Below are 22,157 nucleotides of genomic sequence, written 5' to 3' on the forward strand. Positions count from 1 at the left end.
CGCCGCGGTATCCGGCGATCGCGACCTGTTCACGAACTGAACTTAGCGTTCTATGGGATATCGTCATAAAATGTGTCAGCGGCTTGGCGAATGGCACTGTGTGAAATGATACCGGCCGACCCGTCAGCTTTTGCCGGGGTCGGCCGTTCGTTGGAGCGGGCCAAGCCTTAGAGCCCGGTCTCTACTTTGCCTCCTTCGATCCCGCCGGATTTTCGACGGCAGTCAGGATCTTGTAGACCGACGAAACGCGTGCAGGGATCGGAAAATTCTTGTTTGCCAGCAGAACGATGCCGATCTGCCGAGCCGGTATGAAGGCTGCGTATGCGCCAAAGCCATTCGTTGAGCCTGTCTTATTGAGAAGGACATCCTTGCGTGGCTGTTGAGGCGGGTTGAGCCGGGTGATCTTGTGGGGCTCAAGCGCCATGTCGGACGAATTGCCGGCAAGCAGCCGGGCAAGCGTCGTTGGATAGGCATAGATTTCCCAGCCGAGCGCCTGCGTCGTGTTGTCGACGCGGTAATAGCCGACATGCGTCGCATCGATTGCCTGCCGAAGTGTGGCGTCGAGCTTTGCTTCACCCATATTGGCCTCGAGAAAGGCAAGCATGTCGGAGCCTGTAGTCTTGATGCCATAGGCCTGCGTGTCGAAGACGCCGCCATTGACGCGGATCGGCTTGCCCTGCTTCGAATAGCCATAGGCATAGTTGCTCATCTCAGCCGGTGGAACGCGGATATAGGTGTGGCTGAGGTTGAGGCCGGAAAGAATTTTATCCCGCATCAGCCCGTCGAACGGCTCGCCCATTGCCTGCGCCGCCAGATAACCGAACAGGCCGATGCTGGGATTGGAGTATTGCCTGTAGGTTCCGGGCGCAAAGGAAGGATGCCAGTTGCGATAATAGGCAACCATCTTGTCCTGATCCGTTACCCCATTGGGAAACTGCAGAGGCAGACCTCCGGCCGAATATGTGGCGAGATCGAGGAGGCTGATCTTGTCGAAGCCGGTACCTGCAAGCTCCGGCATATATTTTGTCGCCTTGTCGGAGAAGGAGAGCTTTCCGCTGATCTGGGCGTAGGAGCCAAGGGCTGCCGTAAAGGTCTTGCTGATGGAGCCGAGCTCGAAGATCGTGTCGTTTGTTACCTTCTGGCCGCTCTCTTTCGAGGCGACGCCGTAATTGAAGATGTAGCGCTTGCCCTTGACGGTAATCGCAATCGCCATGCCCGGTACGTCGTTATCCTTCATGAGCGGACGAATGATCTCGTTGACAGCTCGCTCCAGCTGCTCTGGGTCATTGACTTCGGTGGCGTGGGCACCGACCCCATAGAAAAGGCAGCCTGCGATAATACCGAGCTTCTGCAAAGAATTGGCACGTATATTCAAGATGATATCCTCAGTGTGATGATCGACGATGCAAGATCGCACGGTCGAAAAGGAAGCGATGATTGGCGGCTGTTATCCGGGCGTATGAACTCAGATCGCTGCGGCGATGCGGCCGATTTCGGCAATGATGGCGTTGCGTTCGTCAGCTGCGATGGTGGGGATCTCGCAATAGGCCGTTACGATGATAGGGGCGCGCTTCGATGGCCATAGCACCGCGATGTCGTTGGCATTGCCGTATTTGTCACCGTTTGTTCCGGTCTTGTCGCCCACCAGCCAATCCTTCGGAAGGCCGGCGCGCAGTCGGGTGTCTCCCGTCTTGTTGGCGATCAGCCAGGCGGCCAGTTGCGATCGCGAGGCGGCTGTCAGTATATCGGTGAACAGAAAGCGACGCAGGTTTTCCAGCATCGCCGAAGCTGTCGTCGTGTCACGCTCATCGGTCGGAGTGTCATGATAATTCAGCGTGGGCTCGGTGCGGTCGAGGCGGGTGATCTCGTCGCCTATGCTGCGGCAGAAAGTCGTAATTGCCTCCGGCCCGCCAAAGCTCGCGAGCAACAGATTGGCCGCGGTATTGTCGCTGAGCGTCACGGCTGCCGCACAAAGTTCGCCAACCGTCATGCCATTGTCTCCGGCGTTGGGTTTGGTCGCCGGAGAATAGTCGATGAGATCGCTCTTCTTGTAATGAATGCGCCGGTCGAGCTTCTCATCGCCCTTGTCGACACGGGCAAGCACCAGAGCTGCGGCCAATGCCTTGAAGGTGCTGCACATCAGGATGCGCTCGCCGGCGCGATGCTCGATGCGCCTGCCGCTTGCCATGTCGAGAATGCTGACGCAGATGCGGCCCGGATGCTTGCTTTCGAGTGCGGCAAGCTGCGCCTCGCCCGTATTATCGTCTGCAGTATGTCCAACCGCGCTAAGCCCCGCCAGAACAGGCAGCGCAAGCAAGCTGCCGGCAAGGCTTTGCCGGCGCGACAATAAGATCGTCATCACGTTTCCACTTCGATTGATGTTGAGCAAAGAGGTGCGTATCGGGTCTTCGAGACCTCATTAGGACCCTGCAAATCACCTTGCGAGGCAGACTATGGCTCTGCTTTCTGCCCTAGACAAACGATCAATTCTGAGCTTAGACATGAGAAAAACTTGGCCTTAGAACACAAATGGACATCTCCCAGCTGCCACTGAACGCGCTGCGCGTCTTTGAGGCCTCGGCGCGGCACTGCAGCTTCACACGGGCTGGTCTCGAACTCCGCGTGACGCAGACGGCGATTAGCCACCAGGTCAAGGCGCTGGAAGACGTGCTGGGAGTAACCCTTTTTAAGCGCCTGCCCCGTGGCCTTGCGCTGACCGATGAGGGGCATGCGCTGCTACCGGTGCTGACGGACGCCTTCCGACGGATGAGCGCCACGCTCAGTCAACTGGAAGAGGGGAATTTTGCCGAAATCCTCACCGTCGGCGTCGTCGGCACCTTTGCCATAGGCTGGCTTTTGCCGCGCCTCGCTCGCTTCAAGGCGCAGCACCCGCATGTCGATCTGCGCCTGAAGACCAACAACAATCGCGCCGATATGGTGCTCGACGGACTGGATTTCTTTCTGCGCTTCGGTGACGGCGCCTGGCATGGAACGGAAGCGATCCATCTGATGGATGCGCCGCTCTCCCCAGTCTGCACGCCCGATATCGGGGCGCGATTGCGCAAGCCCGCCGATCTTGCCGATGTCGAGCTGTTGCGATCGTATCGGGTGGACGAATGGTCGCTCTGGTTCAGGGTGGCGGGTCTGCCCCCGCCGCATCTTCGCGGCTGGATGTTCGATTCGTCGCTGACGCTCGTGGAGGCGGCTGCGCGAGGCGTTGGCGTCGCGCTCGTGCCCGTCGCGATGTTTTCCCATGACATCGAGGCCGGCAGGATCATGCAGCCATTCCAGATCACGGCGATGACCGGCAGCTACTGGCTGACGCGACTGAAATCGCGGGCGGAAACGGCATCCATGAAGATGTTTCGCCAATGGCTTCTGGCGGAAATCGAGGAGATGCCGGGCTAAATGTGCGGCAAAACGGCCCCGAACCATTGGCCGAAGCCATCTCATTGAAAGTGCTAACGATGTTGTCGGCCGCGTCAGCTCGCGATTTTCAGCCTGACGGCTCCGGTCCGCGTTCCCGAACGCACCGTTTTGAACCGTCCGACCAGACCGGCGAGTTCGTTGCTGATATCGGCGAGGTGCCGCGTCGAGGCATTCGTCTCTTCCATGAGCGCGACATTCTGCTGGGTCATCTGGTCCATGTTGCGGACCGCGGAGTTGATCTCGCTGATGCCAACGGCCTGTTCCTGCGTCGAGCGGGCAATGGCGCCGACATTCCGGTCGATGGAAGCGACCTGATTGCCGATCAAGGCCAGTGCCTCGCCGGTCCGGTTGACCAGCTCGACGCCGCGCCGCACGTCATTTGACGACCTGTCGATCAGATCCTTGATTTCCTTTGCCGCCGTTGCCGAGCGCTGCGCCAGTTCGCGGACTTCCTGCGCGACGACAGCGAAGCCCTTGCCCTGTTCTCCGGCTCTGGCGGCCTCGACGCCGGCGTTCAACGCCAGAAGGTTCGTCTGGAAGGCAATGTCGTCGATGACGGAGATGATGTCGGTCATCTTGCGCGACGAGGTTTCGATATCGCCCATGGCGGACACGGCCTGCTGTACGACCTCGCGCGAGCGTTCCGCCTCCGAGGCGGATTCCTTGACGATTGCCTGTACCTCGCGCGTCCGCTCGGCGGTCTGTTCCGAAATCGTGGCGATCTGGTCGATGGCAGCGGCACTTTCCTCGAGTGCGGAGGCCTGCTGTTCCGTGCGCCTTGCCATGTTGTCAGCGGCAGACGAGATCGAACCGGCTTCGTCGCGAACGCGCGTCACTGAATCTTCGATACGATGCATCGCAGTGCCGAGGGATGCAAGCGACTCGTTGTAATTGCTCTTCAAAACCTCGAATTCGGCCGAGAGGGCTTCTGTGATATCAGCAGTCAGGTCGCCGTTCGCAAGGCCGTTCAGCGCTATGCCGAGTGCATCAAGCGCGCGTTCCTGCTCGCGCTGTGCGGCAGCCCGTTCGGCTTCGGCGCGGTCGCGCTCATCGGCGAGCACCTGCAGATAAACCGAAATGCCGTAATCCATGTCGACAAGGGCAGCCTTGATGATCGCCGACAGGCGCCGTGACAAGGCTTGTTCATGCTTGCGCTGCATGAAGCCACTGAGCTGCTGCGCGACGATCGATCGCACCATCCCTTCGAGGATCAAGGCGTAGCCGCCAATATACCAGCGCGGCTCGAGACCGAGGCGGGCATGCGTCCTGCCTACCGCCGAGACCGCTTCGACATAATCGGGTCCGTATTGGCCTGACGCGATCGTCTTCCAATGGTCCTGCTGCTTGGATCTGGCGTGGTGCACATGCTGCTGCGACGAAAAGAATTTCGACATTGCCGGATGTTTGGTGATCTTCTCGTAAAAGGTGTTGAGAGAGTCTTTGACGGCCGATTCGATAGTCGGCTGCAACTCCGCGAGAGCCTGCCTGGCATCCTGTCCCAGTCCAACAAAGTCGAGCCGATCGTTCAACTCGTCCATTTTCGATGCGCGCATAGTCTGCTCCGATAAAGAAATTACAAGCAGTTAGGACATGCGCATGGTTAAAAATTCATTAGAAGCGCGGGTCTTTTCGCGGTCTGATTGTCGCAGCTCTGTAGAATCAGGTTGTGACTGCCGTTGCAACGTGATTGCTCGTCTTGCCGGCATCTGCTACAGGCAGGTGAACATCACATATATCGCTACGGAGCAATCGGCATGGGGAACTCCAAGTCAGCAGATAGATAAGCCGCAACAGCTTTTTGTTGTTGCGGCGTGCTGTCGAACTCATTCCCATTGATGCCAGTGGCAGGCGCCGCCCGATCTCTCTTTCGAGCGGAATTTTCTCATGTCTGACATACGCCCGTCCTGGGCTTACCCGCTGCCGGCGGCACTGCTGCTGATGGCGCCTTTTGATATCCTCGCTTCACTGGCCATGGATATCTACCTTCCTGTCGTGCCGTCGATGCCCGGCATTCTCAACACGACGCCCGCGGTGATCCAGCTGACGCTGAGCCTCTATATGATCATGCTGGGTCTCGGACAGGTCGTGTTCGGCCCTCTTTCGGATCGCATCGGTCGCCGCCCGGTCCTGCTTTCCGGTGCGCTTGTGTTTGCCGCGTCATCCTTTGGCGCAGCTCTTGCGTGGAGCGCGCCCATCTTCGTGCTATGCCGCCTGCTGCAGGCCATAGGCGCGTCGGCAGCCTTGGTCGCGACCTTCGCGACTGTGCGGGATGTCTACGGCAATCGTCCTGAACAGGCCATCATCTATGCCACATTCGGCTCGATCTTGTCCTTCGTGCCGGCCCTTGGACCGATAGCCGGTGCGATGATCGCCGACCGGTTCGGATGGCGTGCCATCTTCACGGTGCTCGCGATGCTGACGCTTCTTGCAAGTCTCCATGCTATCGTGAAATGGCACGAAACGTGCCCCGAGGGCGCCGCCGGTCCACGCCGTTCCATATGGCCGATCTTTAAAAGCCGATCGTTCTGGACCTATACGCTGGCCTTTAGCGCGGGCATGGGCACATTCTTCGTGTTCTTCTCGACCGCTCCGCGCGTGCTGATCGGCCGGGCCGGTTATTCCGAACTCGGTTTCAGCATCGCATTTGCGACGGTCGCCGTCGTGATGATCATCACGGCACGCTTTGCGCGATTGTTTGTGGAAAAATGGGGCGTTGCGGGCTGTGCTGAACGGGGTATGGGACTGCTTCTTATCGGTGCGGCAGCTCTTGTTCTCGGTCAGCTCTATGGGACGCCGTCCTTCGCAAGCTTCGTGCTTCCGATGTGGATCATGGCGGTCGGCATCGTTTTTACGGGATCGGTAACGGCAAATGGGGCGCTGGCGGAGTTCGGCGATATCGCCGGATCGGCCGTGGCGTTCTATTTCTGCATTCAAAGTCTGATCGTAAGTCTTATCGGGACTCTGGCCGTCACAGCGCTGGATGGCGATAGTGCATGGCCTCTGATCGCCTTCGCCACGCTGATGGCGTTGCTGGTGCTGGCAGCGCTTCATCTGTTGCGGCGTCACAATGCCCTGGCTTGATTTGCCGAGCCCTGCGCCGCTCATGATGTAAAATCTGGAACGACCGCCCGCTAAAGCTGGCTTTCGCGGGCGGTCAATTTCGTTTCTTCCATTTTCTGCCTCACCCCACCCCGCCTGTCGGCGGATGTACCTTCGCCATTCGCAGCCGTCCTAGCGCCATCCTAATGCCGGTGCGACATGCGTCAGGATGGACTCGATGACATGGGCGTTATAGTCGACCCCGAGCTGGTTCGGCACGGTCAAGAGCAGCGTGTCTGCCGCGGCGATGGCTTCGTCCTTTGCCAACTGTTCGATCAGCACATCCGGCTCTGCGGCATAGCTGCGGCCGAAGATGGCGCGCGTCTTTTCATCGATGAAGCCGATCTTGTCTGCATCCTGGCCGCTGCTGCCGAAATAGGCGCGGTCGAGATCATTCACCAGCGCGAAGATGCTGCGGCTAACAGAGACCCGCGGCTCACGCTTGTGTCCGGTCTCTTTTCAGGCCTCGCGATAGAGCCTGATCTGGTCTGCCTGCTGGACGTGGAAGGGCAGGCCGCTTTCGTCGTCCTTCAGCGTCGAGCTCTGCAGGTTCATGCCGAGCTTTGCCGCCCATACGGCCGTGGCGTTGGAGCCGGCACCCCACCAGATCCGCTCGCGCAGGCCTTCGGAGTAGGGTTCCAGGCGCAGCAGGCCAGGCGGGTTGGGGAACATGGGTCGGGGGTTGGGCTGTGCGAAGCCTTCGCCGCGCAGCAGATCGAGCAGCACTTCCGTATGCCTGCGGCCCATGTCAGCGTCGCTCTCGCCCTCCATCGGCGCATAACCGAAGTGGCGCCATCCATCGATCACCTGTTCAGGCGAGCCGCGGCTGATGCCAAGCTGCAGCCGGCCACCGGCGATAAGATCGGCAGCGCCCGCATCCTCGGCCATGTAGAACGGGTTTTCATAGCGCATATCGATGACGGCGGTGCCTGTTTCGATGTGGCTTGTCCTGGCGCCGACAGCTGCCAGCAGCGGGAAGGGCGATGCGAGCTGGCGAGCGAAATGATGCACGCGAAAATAAGCGCCGTCCGCGCCCAGCTGTTCTGCCGCGACGGCAAGGTCGATCGATTGCAGCAGTGTGTCGGCTGCCGAGCGTGTCTGCGATTGCGGCGACGGCGTCCAGTGGCCGAAGGAAAGGAAACCGATCTTCTTCATGGTGCTATCCTATTATAATCCGGTGAGTACAGCCGATTGCGCGTTATACATTTCCATGCAAAAACCTGCGCGTCCAAGGCGCCGCTCGCTTGCATCTTCATGGCAGGGCTCGCAAAGCCGTAGGTTCAGACGGCTATATGTGCATGGATGCAGCGGATGGAACAGCGCAAATTGTGAACTGATCGTCAATGCCGACGAGGTTGTGTTCTTCCCACATATGGTTTCCTCAGCCCTTCCTAACATGAACAAACTTTAACGAAGACGTTAACAATCGGATAACGCACCGCACCGAAACTGCCGCGCGTGTGAGTGCATCTCTCGCTTTCAATATCCTTGAAACAAGAAATGGCAGGAAACTATGTTTGCAAGAAATTTCGCCCCCGCTCTGGTCTTCGTCGCATTCGGCGCCGGTATCGCGCATGCGGAAGTGCCCGTTCGTATCGATCAATTCGATCATTGGGGTGCATATTCTTATAAGTCCGGCGACAGCGTCAGTTGCTATGTTTTATCGAGACCGGTTGCGCAACAGCCCGCCAGTGTCGATCATGGCGACAATTTCTTCATCGTCTCGCGCCTGTCTCCCGGTGACAAACTGGTTCCGGAAGCCGCAATGGGCTATGACCTGAAAGACGGTGCGCAGATGACGGCGACGGTTGGCGACAAGACATTCCCGATGTTTACAAAAGACCGGCACGGCTGGGTAAGGAACGAGGCGCAGGAGCCGACCATGGTCAACGCCATGAAAGGCGGCGCGCAGCTGCAGCTGCAGGCAACCTCGAAACGAGGCACTGAGACGAGCTATTCCTACTCTCTTTCCGGCATTACAGCCGCGTTGAAGCGAATAGAGACTTGCCGGTGAGGCCGGCGACGTTCGAGGATCTATCCGCGGTCTTATTGCAGCGGGTTGTGTAGCGGACAAGCGGATTGGCGTCTTCTCATCCGCGGAGAAGGCGCCAGTCGGGGCTTTCGAACTGATATCTCTTGTGAAATCAAAAATCCTGATATAAATGAGACCTGTTGATGGGGAATTCAGGATTCAATGAAGCGCGGCTTTCTGACAATTTATGCGGGTGAGAATGCTGCCGTCTTCAGGGCGCTTTCGGCGCCGGCGCGCGTCGACATGCTGAAGCTGCTTTGCGCCCGAGGCTCACTGAATGTCAACGAGATCGCCCGGGAACTGGATCTGCCGCAATCGACTGTCGCGACGGGCATCATGATCCTGGAGGAGGCCGGTCTTGTCGAAACCAAGGCTGCGAAAGCGCGAAAAGGCTACCAAAAGATCTGCACCGCGCTTTATGACGAAATCCTGCTGAGCTTCGAGGACCAGGCCTTCAAGCATGATGAGGATGTGATCGAAGTCGCCATGCCAATCGGTCTCTACACGAGTTGCGAGACGCATGCGCCTTGTGGCCTGTGCTCGACCGAGGGCGTCATCGGTCTGCTCGATGTTCCCGATTATTTCCTCGACCCGCAACGCATGCAGGCCGGCCTTCTCTGGTTTGGCCGCGGCCATGTCGAATATAAATTCCCCAACAATGCCAAGATCTTGAACAGGAATGTCAATGCCATCGAATTCTCGATGGAGCTCTCATCCGAAGTGCCCGGCACCAATCCGGATTGGCCCTCCGACATCACCGTTTGGATCAACGGCGTTGCCGTTGGCACATGGACCTCTCCCGGCGATTACGGCGACAAGCGCGGAGCCTTCACGCCAAGCTGGTGGAAGCTGGAAGGTTCTCAATACGGCAAGCTCAAGACCTGGCGAATCTCCAAGAAGGGCACGTTCATCGACGGGGTCGCCTCTTCCGATGTGACGATCGATGACCTCGCCATCAGTCAGCATTCCTCGATCCGTCTGCGGATCGGTATCGCCGACGATGCGCGCAACACCGGTGGCATCAATATCTTCGGCCGCGGTTTCGGCAATTATGGCCGCGATATCTTAATGCGCATCGATTTGGCGCAATAGTATCTTACTTTATGATACATAGCATATTGTCGAAGTTGAATTCCGATAAGTCATATTTTTTATAAATTACTGATTTCACGGAGGATTTTGTCATTCAGTGCGCGCCGCCCCTGTGGTTTCTGCGATATTTTCCGCCCCGAATACGTTGACGGCCTTCCAAAATTGTATCAAGATCAAGGTATAAGAACGAAATATCTGATATATATGGGAGGAAGGCCGTGAAGGCGCATGTGATCGTCCATCGTGATTTCCGAATTGCCGACATCGATGATCGGCTTTACAGCTCTTTTTTGGAGCATCTGGGTCGGGCGATCTATGGCGGCATCTACGAGCCGGGCCACCCGACGGCCGACGAGCACGGTTTTCGCAAGGATGTGATTGAGCTTGTGCGCGAGCTCAACTCGCCTTATTGCCGTTATCCGGGGGGTAATTTCGTCTCAGCCTATAATTGGGAAGATGGCGTTGGCCCCCGTTCTGAGCGGCCGGTGCGCCTCGATCTTGCCTGGCGGACGCGCGAGAGCAATCAGATCGGCGTCAATGAATTCGTGGATTGGTGCAAGAAGGCCAATACCAAGCCGATGCTTGCCGTCAACCTCGGCTCGCGCGGGCTGGATGCGGCGCGAAACTTCCTTGAATATTGCAATCATCCGAGCGGCACATACTGGTCGGACCTGCGGCGCAAGCACGGCTGGGCTGATCCGCATGGGGTGAAGCTCTGGTGCCTGGGCAATGAGATGGATGGTCCCTGGCAGGTCGGTCACAAGTCTGCCTATGAATATGGCCGCCTGGCCGACGAGACCGCCAAGGCCATGCGCGGCTTCGATAAATCGCTTGAACTCGTCGTCTGCGGCTCATCCAATTCCGACATGAAGACCTATCCCGATTGGGAAGCGCAGGTTCTGGACCAGTGCTATGACAGCGCCGATCATATCTCGCTGCATATGTATTTCGCTAATCGTGAGAAGAATACGCTGAACTATCTCGCCAAGGCCGAGAAGCTCGATCGCTATATCGTCACCATCGGCGGCGTCATCGACTATATCAAGGCGAAGAAGCGCTCGAAGAAGACGATCGGCATTTCCTTCGACGAATGGAACGTCTGGTATCACTCCAACCAGCAGGACAAGGACATCCTTGCCAGAAACGAATGGCCGGACGCGCCGCATCTACTGGAGGATATCTACAATTTCGAGGATGTGCTGCAGGTCGGCGGCATTCTCAATACCTTCATTCGCCGTTCCGACCGCGTGCGCATTGCCTGTATCGCCCAGCTCGTCAACGTCATCGCCCCGATCATGACGGAGGACGGAGGCCCGGCATGGCGGCAGACGATCTACTATCCGCTCTATTTCGCCTCGAAATATGGCCGCGGCTACGCGCTGCGCCTGGTCACCGACGGCCCCACCTATGACAGCGACGAGGCCGATGACGTGCCCTATCTCGATGTGTCGGCCGTCCACGACGAGGTCGGAAAGATGGTTACGCTCTTTGCCGTTAACCGCCATCCCGACAGCGCGCTTGATCTCGACACGCGCCTCGAAGGCTTTGCCGGAGCCCGTGTCGCCGAACAGCATGAAATGGTTCACAGCGATTTGCAGGCGACCAACACGGCAGCGCATCCGAACGCGGTCGTCCCAACCAATACGGGCGACGCCAAGATCGAGGATGGACGGCTTCGCGCGACACTGAAGCCGCTATCCTACACGGTGATCCGGCTCGCGGTGTGATGACGCCTTGCTGCTGGGGCGAATGCACCCGGCACTGAAAGCGGTCTGATGGTCGCGAGGAGGCGGCTGAGGACCCATTGCAGGCCCGGGCGGCCCGTACGTTGGTTTGAGCGGCCGGCCGGGAAAAAGGGGTGAAATCGCGGTCTGCTCACTATCGCTTGAGTGTGCCGCGCAGTCGATAAAAATGGGAGGAGATCATGAAGCAGTGGAAGAAGCTTGCCTTCGGCGTCGCGCTGGCCACGTTCGGCCTCATCGCGGCAGCCAAGGCTCAGGACTATACCGCCTTGCCTCGCAAGGAGACCTTGATCGTCGAAAACCCTGAAGGAACGATCAAGAATCCGGGCTGGTTCAACATCTGGGTCAATGGTGGCGGCGGCGTTTCGACCGGCCTCCAGCAGCTGACGATGGACACGCTCTGGTACATCGATCCGGAGAAAGGCCTGGGCGGGTCGGCCTGGGACAACTCACTTGCATCCGACAAGCCGCAATATAATGACGATTTCACCCAGATGACGGTGAAACTGCGCAAGGGCCTCTATTGGAGCGACGGCGTGGAATTTACCGCCGATGACGTTGTCTACACCGTCAAGACCCAGATGGACCATCCGGGCATGAACTGGAGCGCGGCCTTCTCGGTCCAGGTTGCAAGTGTCGAGGCGCCGGATCCTTATACGGTCGTCTTCAAGCTGAAGAAGCCGAATTCGCGTTTCCACGCCATCTTCACCGTTCGCTGGAATGGCGCCTGGATCATGCCCAAGCATATCTTCGAAAAGGTGGCCGATCCCGTTCGTTATGATAATGCCAATCCCGTCTCGCTCGGTGCCTACAAGCTGAAGGCCTATGATCCGCAGGGCAAATGGTACACCTGGGAGAAGCGTGACGACTGGCAGCGCACGTCGCTTGGCCGTTTTGGCGAGCCGGCCCCGAAATATGTCACCTATGTCGATCCAGGTCCGCCGGATAAGCGCACGATCGCGCAGCTCGAGCACAATCTCGATATCATTCACGACAACACGCCGGAAGGCATGTTCACGCTGAAGGAGAAATCGAAGACGGTCGAAAGCTGGTTCCCCGGCTTCCCCTTCGCCCATCCGGATCCGACGCTGCCCGCCGTGATCTTTAACAATCAGGACCCGCTGTTCCAGAATCCAGATGTCCGTTGGGCTCTTGCACTTCTTATCGATATCAAGGCCGTCGATATGGCGAGCTATCGCGGCGCCGCCACGCTCTCCGCACTCGGCGTTCCGCCGACGGCGGTCGCCATGACGGATTATCAGGCGCCGATGCAGGATTGGCTGAAGAATTTCGAGATCGATACCGGCAAGCGCAAGATCAAGCCATACGATCCGACGATCGGTCAGCAGATTGCCGATATCCTGCGCAAGCAGCCAAAGTACAAGGATCAGATCCCGACGGATCCAGCTGCCATCAGTGCCGCCTTCGGCTATGGCTGGTGGAAGCCCGATCCGCAGGCCGCTGGCGAGCTATTGGAAAAGGCCGGCTTCAAGAAGGTGGGCGGCAAATGGATGACGCCTGACGGGCAGCCGTTCAAGATCCGTCTGACGGTCGAAGGCGACACTCGCTCCGTCTTTACCCGTGCGGGCACTCTGATCGCGCAGCAATGGGCAGCCTTCGGGATCGATTCCAAAGCTGCTCCATCCACCAGCGTCTGGCAGGCGGGATTGCAGCCCGGCAACTATCAGGTTGCGATTGCGTGGAGCGTCGAGACTTGGGGCGGCGATCCCGATCTGTCCTTCTTCCTCGACAGCTGGCATTCGCAGTTTGTCGCCAAGAAGGGTGAAAACCAGGCACCGCGCAACTGGCAGCGCTGGTCCAATCCGGATCTCGACAAGATCATCGAAAACATCCGCCGCATCAGCGCCGATGATCCGAAGGGCATCGAACTTGGCAAGGACTATCTGAAGCTGGTTGCGCAGCAGATGCCGACCATTCCGCTGATGTCCTATAACGTCTTCACTTCAATGGATACGACCTATTGGAAAGGCTATCCGACCATTGCCGACCCCTATACGGACCCCGTTCCCAATTGGGCGAACTCCCGGTTGATGATGGTCAAGCTGAAGCCGGCCCAGCCCTGATTTCTCCCGACCCTGATGCGGCAATCGCCGCATCAGGCACCTTTCGCCGGACACTAGGCAGGTCCGGCGAATCTTTTGAATTGATGATGAAGCGCAAGCAGCGAGGAAGACGGCGGCATGACGTCCTATCCAGTTTTCGTATTGAGACGATTTGGCCAATTCCTGCTCGTTGTCTTCCTCGGCATTTCCGCGACGTTCTTCATTACTCACATGACGCCGATCGATCCTGTCGAGGAAAGCATCGGGACCATCCAGCAGATGGGACAATCCGATCCCCGCGCTGTCGAGTTGATGCGTCAGTCGTTACGTGAGCTTTATGGCCTCGAGGGCTCCATCTGGCAGCAATATCTACATTTCTGGGGGCGTCTTGCGACCGGTGATCTCGGGCCGTCGCTGTCGGCATTTCCTACGCCGGTTTCCGACATCATCGCGAGGGCGCTGCCCTGGACGATCGGCCTGATGACGGTTTCCGTTATCCTCACCTTCATTCTCGGTAACATGGTCGGCGCGCTCGCAGGATATTATCGCAAGAGCGCGGTGCTGAAGGCTGTCAGCCTGGTTTTCATCGCCATGCAGCCGATCCCTTATTACATCCTCGCCTTCGTTCTCATCATTCTCTTCGGCTATGTCTGGCCGATTCTGCCGATCAATGGCGGCTATGAGATGAACACCAACCTCAATCTCTCCGTTGCGCTGGTGCTCGATATTCTCCGCCACTCCATCCTGCCGGCGCTGTCGCTGATCCTCGTCGGGACTGGCGGCTGGCTGATTGGCATGCGGGCGCTGGTCTCCAATATCATCACCGAGGATTATGTTGTTTTCGCCGAGCTCGGCGGCGTGCCGAAGCGCAAGATCCTGCGCTCCTACATCGCCCGCAATGCCATGGTGCCGCAATTTACGGGCCTTGCCATGTCCCTTGGCGCCGTCTTCAACGGCACGGTCATCACTGAAATCGTCTTCGGCTATCCCGGTATCGGCAATCTCCTGATTTCGGCCGTGCACGCGGGCGATTACAGCCTCGTCTTGGGGCTTAGCGCGCTGTCGATCGTCGGTGTCGCCGCTGCCGTCTTCATCATCGACATATTGGGTCCGCTGATCGACCCGCGCATAAAGGTGGAGTAGGCCATGCTGACGATCGTTCGCGACCTCGCACGCCAGAATATGGAATTCCTTTGCGGCCTTCTGCTGCTTGCCGTCATCGTCGGGCTGGTGATCCTGTCCTATTTCTCGCCCTATGGCCCGGCCGATCTTTATCTGCTGCCGCCCGACATGCCGCCGGATGGGCAATACTGGCTGGGCACGACATCGCGTGGTCAGGATGTCTTCTGGCAGCTCACGACAGCGCTTCGCAACACACTCTATTTCGGCATCGGCGTCGCCATTCTCTCGCGCATCATCTCGCTTGTCGTGGGGCTGGTGGCAGGCTATGCCGGAGGTGCCGTCGATCGCGTGCTGATGGCGATCAATGACAGCATCATGGTCATTCCGCAGTTTCCGCTGCTGATCCTTTTCTACTTCGTACTTAAGGATGAAATGACCTGGACGGTGCTCATCGTGGTCATGGCCTCGCTCGGCTGGTCCTACGATGCGCGCCTGATCCGCTCGGTGGCGATCAGCCTGAAGACGCGGCCTTTCACCACGCAGAGCGTCTATTCCGGCATGAGCATGCGCAAGATCCTCGTCGAAGAACATCTGCCCTATGTACTGCCGATTGTCTTCGCCACGACGATGAACAATATGATCTGGTCGATCGGCATGGAGATCACGCTTGCAGTGCTCGGCTTTACCGATATCGAGACGCCGACCATGGGCATGATGATCTACTGGGCCAATGCGCATTCGGCGCTGATTGCCGGAACATGGTGGTGGGTTGCCGCGCCGGTTGCCGCCATCGTGGTGCTGTTTATGGCGCTCTTCCTGCTGTCGATGTCGATGAATGAATATAACGACCCCCGCAGTCGTTTGAACCGGATGGGAGGCTGAGGGATGGAGGCTGTCGTCGAGGTCAACAACCTCAAGGCCTATTACCGGGCCTTCCTTTACGGCGTCGATCGCGAGGTGCGGGCGGTTGACGATGTCAGCCTGTCGATCGGCCGCGGCGAGATCTATGGCGTTGCCGGTGAATCGAGCAGCGGCAAGACGACGCTGATCAAGACCATTGCCGGCGCCATTCGGCCGCCGCTGCGTGTCGTCTCGGGTGCCGTCAAATTCCATTTCAACAATGGGACTCAAGACATCTACGCCATGACGGCGGAGCAGCGGGCATCGCTTCGCTGGCGGCATCTCTCCTACATCATGCAGGGATCGATGAACGTGCTCAATCCCGTGCGCCGCATCCGGCACTCCTTCACGGATTTTGCCTTCCGCCACATGAAAGCCGATCGCAACACCTTCTTCGATCGGGTTGGTGCTCACCTTCAGCGGCTGAAGCTCGATGCGAATCTTCTCGACGCCTATCCGCATGAATTATCGGGTGGCATGCGCCAGCGCATGACGATCGCGCTTGCGACCATCCTGACGCCTGAATTCATCATTGCCGATGAGCCGACGACCGCGCTCGATGTCATCGTCCAGCGCGACGTGCTGCAGATGATCCGGGAAATACAGCGCGAGATGGGCTCGTCCTTCCTGTTTGTGACCCACGATATGGGCGTTCACGCCGCGGTCTCGGATCGTATCGGTATCGTCTATGCCGGCCGGCTGGTGGAGGAGGCACCGACGCGCAAGCTTTTTCACCTGCCGCTTCATCCTTATACGCAGCATCTTGTCGCAAGCCTGCCGCGGATTGGTGATGCCTCGACGCGCCCCTCGCTCGAGGGCAGGCCGCCCAATCTTGCCATGCCGCCGGAGGGATGCCGTTTTCATCCGCGCTGCCCGAAGCGCATGGACATTTGCAGCCGCGAAGTGCCGCCTATGGTGAACGTCGAGCCGGACCGGCGTGTCGCCTGCTTCGCAGTGACGGGAGGGGCGCGATGAGCGATCTTCTTTCACTCTCGCATGTCAACAAGATCTATCGCCAAGGGGGCATGCTCAGCCGTCGTCATATCACGGCGGTTCGCGATGTCAGTCTGAATCTCGGAGAGGAGCCGGAAATCCTTTCGATCGTCGGCGAGTCGGGCTCTGGCAAATCCACCATCGCGTCGATGATCCTCGGCCAGACGGCGCCGACATCCGGCAGCCTGAATTTTCGCGGCAGAGCCGTCGCCATTCATGGCCGGTCCGAGCGGCGCGCCTTCATGCGGGAGGTGCAACCGGTCCTTCAGAATCCGTTCGAAGCGTTCAACCCACTCAAGAGGGTCGATCGATATCTTTTTGAAACGGCAAGGAATTTCGCGCCGATGGGTCCAAAGCCAAGCCGAGCCGATGTCGAGCGTATTGCCGATGAGGCGCTTGCCCACATCGGCCTGACACTTGCCGAGGTAAAGGGACGGTTTCCGCATGAGCTTTCGGGCGGCCAGCTGCAGCGCACCGCCATTGCCCGCGCGCTCATACCGCAACCGCGTCTGCTGGTGGCCGATGAGCCGGTTTCGATGGTCGATGCTTCGCTGAGAATGGCGATCGTCAATCTTTTCGGTCAGCTGAAGAAGGAGCTGGGGCTGTCGATCATCTACATCACCCATGATCTGGCGACCGCCTACTATATCAGCGATCGCATCATCATCATGAAGAAGGGCGAGATCGTCGAGCAGGGCGGCGCGCGTGCCGTTCTCGACAATCCGCAGCATCCCTATTCGCAGGCTTTGAAGGAAGCGGTCTTGTCTACCACGCCCGAGATGGAGCCGGCGCTTGGCTGAACCTTGTTTTTAGCGCGAGATTCGCGTCGAAAGGATGATGGACGACAAGGTGCGTTCGACGCCATCGATCGTGCCGATGCCGTCGATCAGCTGATCCAGCTGGGAGATCGAGGGGGCTGCGATGATGGCGATCAGATCGAACGTGCCGCTGACGGAATGAAGCGTCGTTACCTCCGGAATGGCATGCAGCGCTGCGGTCACGGCTGACAGCGCTTTCGGTGCGATCGTGATCAGCACATGCGCCCGAATGAGGCCCGAAAGATAGGTCTCCGACAGCCTCACGCCATAGCCTGAAATGACGCCCTCCCGCTCCAGCCGTTCGAGTCTGGCCTGAACGGTGGTGCGCGACAGCGACAGCTTTTTGGCGAGAGTCGCGACAGGCATTCGGGCATTCTGGCCGAGCAAGGCGATCAGTTCGCGGTCCTTATCGGTGACCTGCATGGTGCCTCCTGCATTTTGCAGATTCTATTCGTCAAATTGTATAGATTTGTACAACGAAATGCATTTTTCGTCGCTATGAATCGTTCAGTTCCTACCTACACTTATAAAAATCTTATCAATGAAATGCAGGGGATTCATATGAAAGACATAGTGGTCATCGGCGCAGGCAAGATCGGTGGGGCGATCGCTCTGATGCTGGCCGAAACGGGCGATTACACGGTCGTTGTCGCCGACCGCAGCCAGGAACAGCTCGACAAGATCGATCGTCACCCTGCGATTTCCACCGCCGCCGTCGATATTGCCGACCGCGCTGGGCTGGTCGGCGTTCTGAAGGGCAAGTTCGCCGTTCTGTCGGCAGCACCGTTCCATCTTACAGGCTTCGTCGCGGAAGCCGCGCTTGAGGCTGGCGTGCATTATCTCGACCTCACCGAAGACGTCGCGACGACCAAGAAGGTCGAGGAACTGGCTCAGGGAGCAAATACCGCCTTCATCCCGCAATGCGGGCTTGCGCCGGGCTTCATCTCGATCGTCGCCAACGATCTCGCCAAGCGCTTCGACAGCCTCGACAGCGTGCGCATGCGCGTCGGCGCGCTGCCGCAATATCCCTCCAACGCTCTCAACTACAATCTGACCTGGAGCACGGATGGCCTGATCAACGAATATATCGAGCCATGCGAAGCGATCGTCGAAGGCAAGCTTGTCACCGTGCCGGCCATGGAAGAGCGCGAAGAATTCTCGCTCGACGGCGTCACCTATGAGGCCTTCAACACGTCAGGTGGCCTCGGTACGCTCGCCAAGACGCTGGCTGGCCGCGTGCGGACGATGAACTACCGCACCATCCGCTATCCCGGCCATCAGGCCATCATCAAGGCGCTGCTCAACGACCTCAACCTCAAGAACCGCCGCGATGTGCTGAAGGATCTCTTCGAGAACGCGCTGCCCGCCACCATGCAGGACGTGGTCGTCGTTTTCGTCACCGTCTGTGGTTGGCGCGAGGGCCGCTACATGCAGGAAACCTATGCCAACAAGGTCTATGCAGGCATCGTTGCCGGCAAGAAGATGAGCGCCATCCAGATCACCACGGCCGCCGGCATTACCACCGTGCTTGATCTTCTCGCTCAGGGCAAGCTGCCCTCCAAGGGCTTCGTTTGCCAGGAAGAAATCGATCTCGGCGATTTCCTCGCCAATCGCTTCGGACAGGTTTACAGCCTTGAGAAAATCAGGATGAAAGAAGCCGTCTAAGCGGCTATTCCTGTTGCTGTTTTTGAAATGTGGCGCCCTCGGGCGCCACATGTGTTTTAGCCCTTGGAAACGGCGCCGCAGAGGTTAACCGATCAGTCGTTCGAGGATCTCGACGGGATGCGGGATGGCTTGATGGTCGATCTTGGCGACCTGCGAGCGACAGGAAAAGCCGGTGGCCATAGCAATCGTCTGATTGCCGTTCTCGGCGATCCTGTCCTGCCAGCTCATCGCATAGAGCTTTTCCGAGATGGCGCGATTGCGCACCTCGTGGCCGAAAGTGCCGGCCATGCCGCAGCAGCCGACATCGGGCATATCGAGCTTGATTCCCAATTTCCCGAAGAGCACGGACCATTGCTTGAGGGCAGCCGGAGCGTTCGTTTTCTCCGTGCAATGGGCAAGCAGCGTGAAACGCTCTTGCGGTGAAGTCTGCGCCGGCGGCAATCGGTCGAGGTTTGCGGCGAGCCACTCCTGAAGCAGCAGCACCGACGCCTGCAGCTTAGCGGATGGCAGGGCTGCATATTCGCTGCGATAGGTCAGCGTCATCGATGGGTCGATGCCGACAAGTGGGATGCCTATCCGAGAGATGCGATCAAGATAATCTCGCGATTTCGTCGCCGCCTTCTCGAAGCGGCCGAGATAGCCATGGACATGCAGGGCCTTGCCGTTGCTCAGTGACATAGCGAGCCACGGCTTGAAATCCATTTTCAGGGCGAGCTTGAGCGCTGCGATAACGACGGCTGGATCGAAATGGGTGGAGAAGACATCGGCAACGATGACGACCGCTTGGGTGCGTTCATCTGCGGAGAGCTTTCCCAACCGTTCAGGAGTAGCAACCTGCACGTTGAGACGAGCCGCTTCCCGTTCGAGCGATATTGCAGGCATGGCCGGAAGCGCGGTGAGACCGGCAAACCGCATCAAGGTCTGTCCGACCGCTGAACCGGTGAGCAGATTGTAGCCCGGCTTAAAACGCGCCATCAGCGGCAGGGTCGTCTCGATGGCAGCGACGATTGGGTCCTTGAAGGGCCTAACGTATCGGCCGTAATAAAGCTCCAGGAATTTCGAACGGAAGGCCGGGACGCTGACCTTGACGGGACATTGGCCGGCGCAAGCCTTGCAGGCGAGACAGGTATCCATCGCCGCCCGCACCTCATGGGAAAAGTCGTCGCGATTGGCCGGATTGAGCGAGTTGACCGTCCGCAGCGCGAGACTGGCGAAAGAGTTTGCGCGGCGTTGCGCTTCCGCCTCCCGCCGCGGATCGATCTGCCGCTCCGCCAACAGACGCAGCCATTCGCGCATCAGCGCCGCGCGGCCCTTCGGCGAATAGCGCCGGTCGCCCGTCGCCTTGAAGGATGGGCACATCGGGCTTGTCGCTTCGAAATCGAAACAGGCGCCGTTGCCGTTGCAATAGGCTGCATTGTCGAAGGCGGCTCGGATGTCGTTGCCGATGACGCGATCAAAGTCACCGCGCAGTGATACATCGTCGATCTTCAGCAATGGTCTAGATGCGCCGGATGCTATCTTGCCGGGGTTGAGGCGATCGCCTGGGTCGAACGCGCGCTTAATGTCCTGCAAGCTCGGATAAAGCTCGCCAAAATATTCAGGGACATATTCCGAGCGAACGCCCTTGCCATGTTCGCCCCAGAGCACCCCGCCATATTTGCGGGTAAGCGCAACGACGCCGTCGCTGATCTTGCGGACAAGCGGTTGATGGTCGGCGCGGGTGAGATCGAGCGCGGGGCGCACGTGCAGCACGCCGGCATCGACATGGCCGAACATGCCGTAATCCAGCCCCTCGGCATCGAGAAGGGCACGGAATTCCCTTATATAGGCGGCCAGATGCTCAGGTGGAACGGCGGTGTCCTCTACGAAGGGCACCGGCCGCACCGGCCCCTCGACATTGCCAAGCAGACCGACGGCGCGCTTGCGCATCGACCAGATCGCCTCGACCTCTGCCTTTTCGCGAGCGATCGTATAGCCCTTGTGGCGAGCTGAGGAGCCGTCATCAAGGGCGGCGGTCACGTCCGCCAGCTTGCGTTCCAACTCGTCGCTATCGTCGGCCAGCACCTCGACGATATTGATGCCGTTGCCGGCGCCAGATGCATCCTCGGGGAAGAAGCGGGCGATGCCACTCCAGACGATGTCACCCTTGGCGAGACCCAGCACCTTTTCATCAACTGTCTCGACCGAGGCAACGTTCAGCGCCACCAGCCGTCGCGCATCCTCCAGCGCCGTGTTGAAATCATCATAGCGGATGTTGATGAGGGCCGATTGCGCCGGAATCGGCAGCACGTTGAGTTCGGCTTCGGCGATCATGACAAGCGTGCCTTCAGAACCGCACAGCACCGCGTTGAGATCGAAGCGGCCGTCCTCGCGCCAGATATGGGCGAGATCGTAGCCGGTCATGTAGCGGTTGAGCTTGGGGAAGGTCGCCGCGATCAGCTCGCTTTTGTCCCGGGCGATTGCATCAACGACGCGGTGAATTTCGCCGATACGATCGTCACGCGCCTTGATCTCGTCCAGCTTGCTATTGCCAAGCGGACGCGACCACCAGTCGCTGCCATCGGAAAGCACCACGCGAAGGCCGAGAACGTGGTTGCTGGTCTTGCCGTAGAGACAGGAGCCCTGGCCGCAGGCATCGGTGGAGATCATGCCGCCGATGGTGGCGCGGTTGGAGGTGGAAAGCTCAGGCGCGAAGAATAGCCCGTATGGTTTCAGCGCCTTGTTGAGCTGATCCTTGACGACACCGGCCTCGACACGGGCGATCTTTCGAACCGGATCGATCCCCAGGATGCGGTTCATATGTCGGGAGCAGTCGACGACGATGCCCGAGGTCAGGGATTGTCCGTTCGTTCCGGTGCCGCCGCCGCGCGGGGCGATGACAAGATCGGAAAAGGCAGGTTCGGATATGGCTTTGGCGATGATTTTCAGATCATCCGCGCCGCGCGGATAGAGAATTGCCGTCGGCTTGACCTGATAGATGGAATTGTCGGTCGAGGCGACCGCCCTGGCACCGTGATCCGTTTCGATGTCGCCGCTGAAGTCGAGTGCCGACAGCCGACGGGTGAAGGCGCCGGTCTGATGTAGCGAACTGTCTTTCGCCGAAACGAGGCGTGGTATCATGATGCGAAGACTTCCGGCGTTTTACGCGGTGATTGAAGCATTCCCGCTTTTAAACAGAATTACGGGAATGCTCTATCTCTTT

At 58.7% G+C, this 22,157-nt stretch carries 16 protein-coding genes and 1 pseudogene; 11 read left to right on the forward strand and 6 right to left on the reverse strand.

Translation table 11 applies throughout. The annotated features are described in order from the left end of the window. Window positions 1-181: 181 nt before the first annotated feature. Window positions 182-1,375 (reverse strand): class C beta-lactamase, encoded by a 1,194-nt coding sequence (ampC, locus tag I8E17_RS22355; protein WP_083258279.1) that lies wholly within the window; start codon window positions 1,373-1,375, stop codon window positions 182-184. 90 nt (window positions 1,376-1,465) lie between these two features. Continuing rightward, window positions 1,466-2,359, reverse strand: a complete 894-nt coding sequence (bla, locus tag I8E17_RS22360) for a class A beta-lactamase (protein WP_083258272.1) — start codon at window positions 2,357-2,359, stop codon at window positions 1,466-1,468. Between the two features lie 170 nt (window positions 2,360-2,529). On the opposite strand from bla, the gene I8E17_RS22365 reads away from it, so the two are divergent. After that, the gene (locus tag I8E17_RS22365; protein ID WP_069614503.1) at window positions 2,530-3,408 is read left to right on the forward strand and encodes a LysR family transcriptional regulator; all 879 of its coding nucleotides are present in this window, start codon (window positions 2,530-2,532) and stop codon (window positions 3,406-3,408) included. A 74-nt stretch (window positions 3,409-3,482) separates the two neighbouring features. Here I8E17_RS22365 and I8E17_RS22370 read toward each other — a convergent pair whose 3' ends face one another. Further along, window positions 3,483-4,982 (reverse strand): globin-coupled sensor protein, encoded by a 1,500-nt coding sequence (locus I8E17_RS22370; RefSeq protein ID WP_069614502.1) that lies wholly within the window; start codon window positions 4,980-4,982, stop codon window positions 3,483-3,485. Between the two features lie 331 nt (window positions 4,983-5,313). Here I8E17_RS22370 and cml point away from each other — a divergent pair, with 331 nt between their 5' ends. Further along, window positions 5,314-6,510: a CmlA/FloR family chloramphenicol efflux MFS transporter gene (gene cml / locus I8E17_RS22375; RefSeq protein WP_069614501.1), complete on the forward strand. Its 1,197-nt coding sequence runs from the start codon at window positions 5,314-5,316 to the stop codon at window positions 6,508-6,510. A gap of 150 nt (window positions 6,511-6,660) precedes the next feature. Here cml and I8E17_RS22380 read toward each other — a convergent pair. After that, window positions 6,661-7,683: pseudogene (locus tag I8E17_RS22380) on the reverse strand (LLM class flavin-dependent oxidoreductase). 358 nt (window positions 7,684-8,041) lie between these two features. Between I8E17_RS22380 and I8E17_RS22385 the strand changes: the two are divergent. From I8E17_RS22385 to I8E17_RS22420, 8 genes are all read left to right on the forward strand, one after another. Continuing rightward, window positions 8,042-8,542 carry an invasion associated locus B family protein gene (locus I8E17_RS22385; protein WP_069614499.1) on the forward strand — a complete coding sequence of 167 codons (501 nt, stop codon included), beginning with the start codon at window positions 8,042-8,044 and terminating at the stop codon, window positions 8,540-8,542. Between the two features lie 180 nt (window positions 8,543-8,722). Then, window positions 8,723-9,652, forward strand: coding sequence for an ArsR family transcriptional regulator (locus tag I8E17_RS22390; RefSeq protein WP_069614498.1), 930 nt, complete (start codon window positions 8,723-8,725; stop codon window positions 9,650-9,652). Window positions 9,653-9,870: 218 nt separating this feature from the next. Further along, window positions 9,871-11,379: an alpha-N-arabinofuranosidase gene (locus tag I8E17_RS22395; protein WP_069614497.1), complete on the forward strand. Its 1,509-nt coding sequence runs from the start codon at window positions 9,871-9,873 to the stop codon at window positions 11,377-11,379. 197 nt (window positions 11,380-11,576) lie between these two features. Then, the gene (locus tag I8E17_RS22400) at window positions 11,577-13,478 is read left to right on the forward strand and encodes an ABC transporter substrate-binding protein (RefSeq protein WP_069614496.1); all 1,902 of its coding nucleotides are present in this window, start codon (window positions 11,577-11,579) and stop codon (window positions 13,476-13,478) included. A gap of 117 nt (window positions 13,479-13,595) precedes the next feature. After that, entirely contained in the window at window positions 13,596-14,600 is a 1,005-nt protein-coding gene (locus I8E17_RS22405) for an ABC transporter permease (protein ID WP_069614495.1), read from the forward strand. Between the two features lie 3 nt (window positions 14,601-14,603). Continuing rightward, complete coding sequence (locus I8E17_RS22410; RefSeq protein ID WP_069614494.1) at window positions 14,604-15,461, forward strand: ABC transporter permease; 858 nt, start codon at window positions 14,604-14,606, stop codon at window positions 15,459-15,461. 3 nt (window positions 15,462-15,464) lie between these two features. After that, window positions 15,465-16,454 carry an ABC transporter ATP-binding protein gene (locus tag I8E17_RS22415; protein WP_069614493.1) on the forward strand — a complete coding sequence of 330 codons (990 nt, stop codon included), beginning with the start codon at window positions 15,465-15,467 and terminating at the stop codon, window positions 16,452-16,454. Beyond that, window positions 16,451-17,272 carry an ABC transporter ATP-binding protein gene (locus I8E17_RS22420; RefSeq protein ID WP_069614492.1) on the forward strand — a complete coding sequence of 274 codons (822 nt, stop codon included), beginning with the start codon at window positions 16,451-16,453 and terminating at the stop codon, window positions 17,270-17,272. The genes I8E17_RS22415 and I8E17_RS22420 overlap by 4 nt, the downstream gene beginning before the upstream one ends. A gap of 9 nt (window positions 17,273-17,281) precedes the next feature. On the opposite strand, the gene I8E17_RS22425 is transcribed toward I8E17_RS22420, so the two are convergent. After that, window positions 17,282-17,713: an Lrp/AsnC family transcriptional regulator gene (locus I8E17_RS22425; protein WP_069614491.1), complete on the reverse strand. Its 432-nt coding sequence runs from the start codon at window positions 17,711-17,713 to the stop codon at window positions 17,282-17,284. Window positions 17,714-17,851: 138 nt separating this feature from the next. On the opposite strand from I8E17_RS22425, the gene I8E17_RS22430 reads away from it, so the two are divergent. After that, on the forward strand, window positions 17,852-18,955 hold the full coding sequence (locus tag I8E17_RS22430; protein ID WP_069614490.1) for a saccharopine dehydrogenase family protein: 1,104 nt from the start codon (window positions 17,852-17,854) through the stop codon (window positions 18,953-18,955). Window positions 18,956-19,039: 84 nt separating this feature from the next. On the opposite strand, the gene I8E17_RS22435 is transcribed toward I8E17_RS22430, so the two are convergent. Next, window positions 19,040-22,075, reverse strand: coding sequence for an FAD-binding and (Fe-S)-binding domain-containing protein (locus tag I8E17_RS22435; RefSeq protein WP_069614489.1), 3,036 nt, complete (start codon window positions 22,073-22,075; stop codon window positions 19,040-19,042). Window positions 22,076-22,157 lie beyond the last annotated feature (82 nt).

Source organism: Rhizobium sp. AB2/73, from assembly GCF_020871915.1.
In the GTDB taxonomy this organism is placed as follows: domain Bacteria; phylum Pseudomonadota; class Alphaproteobacteria; order Rhizobiales; family Rhizobiaceae; genus Rhizobium; species Rhizobium dioscoreae.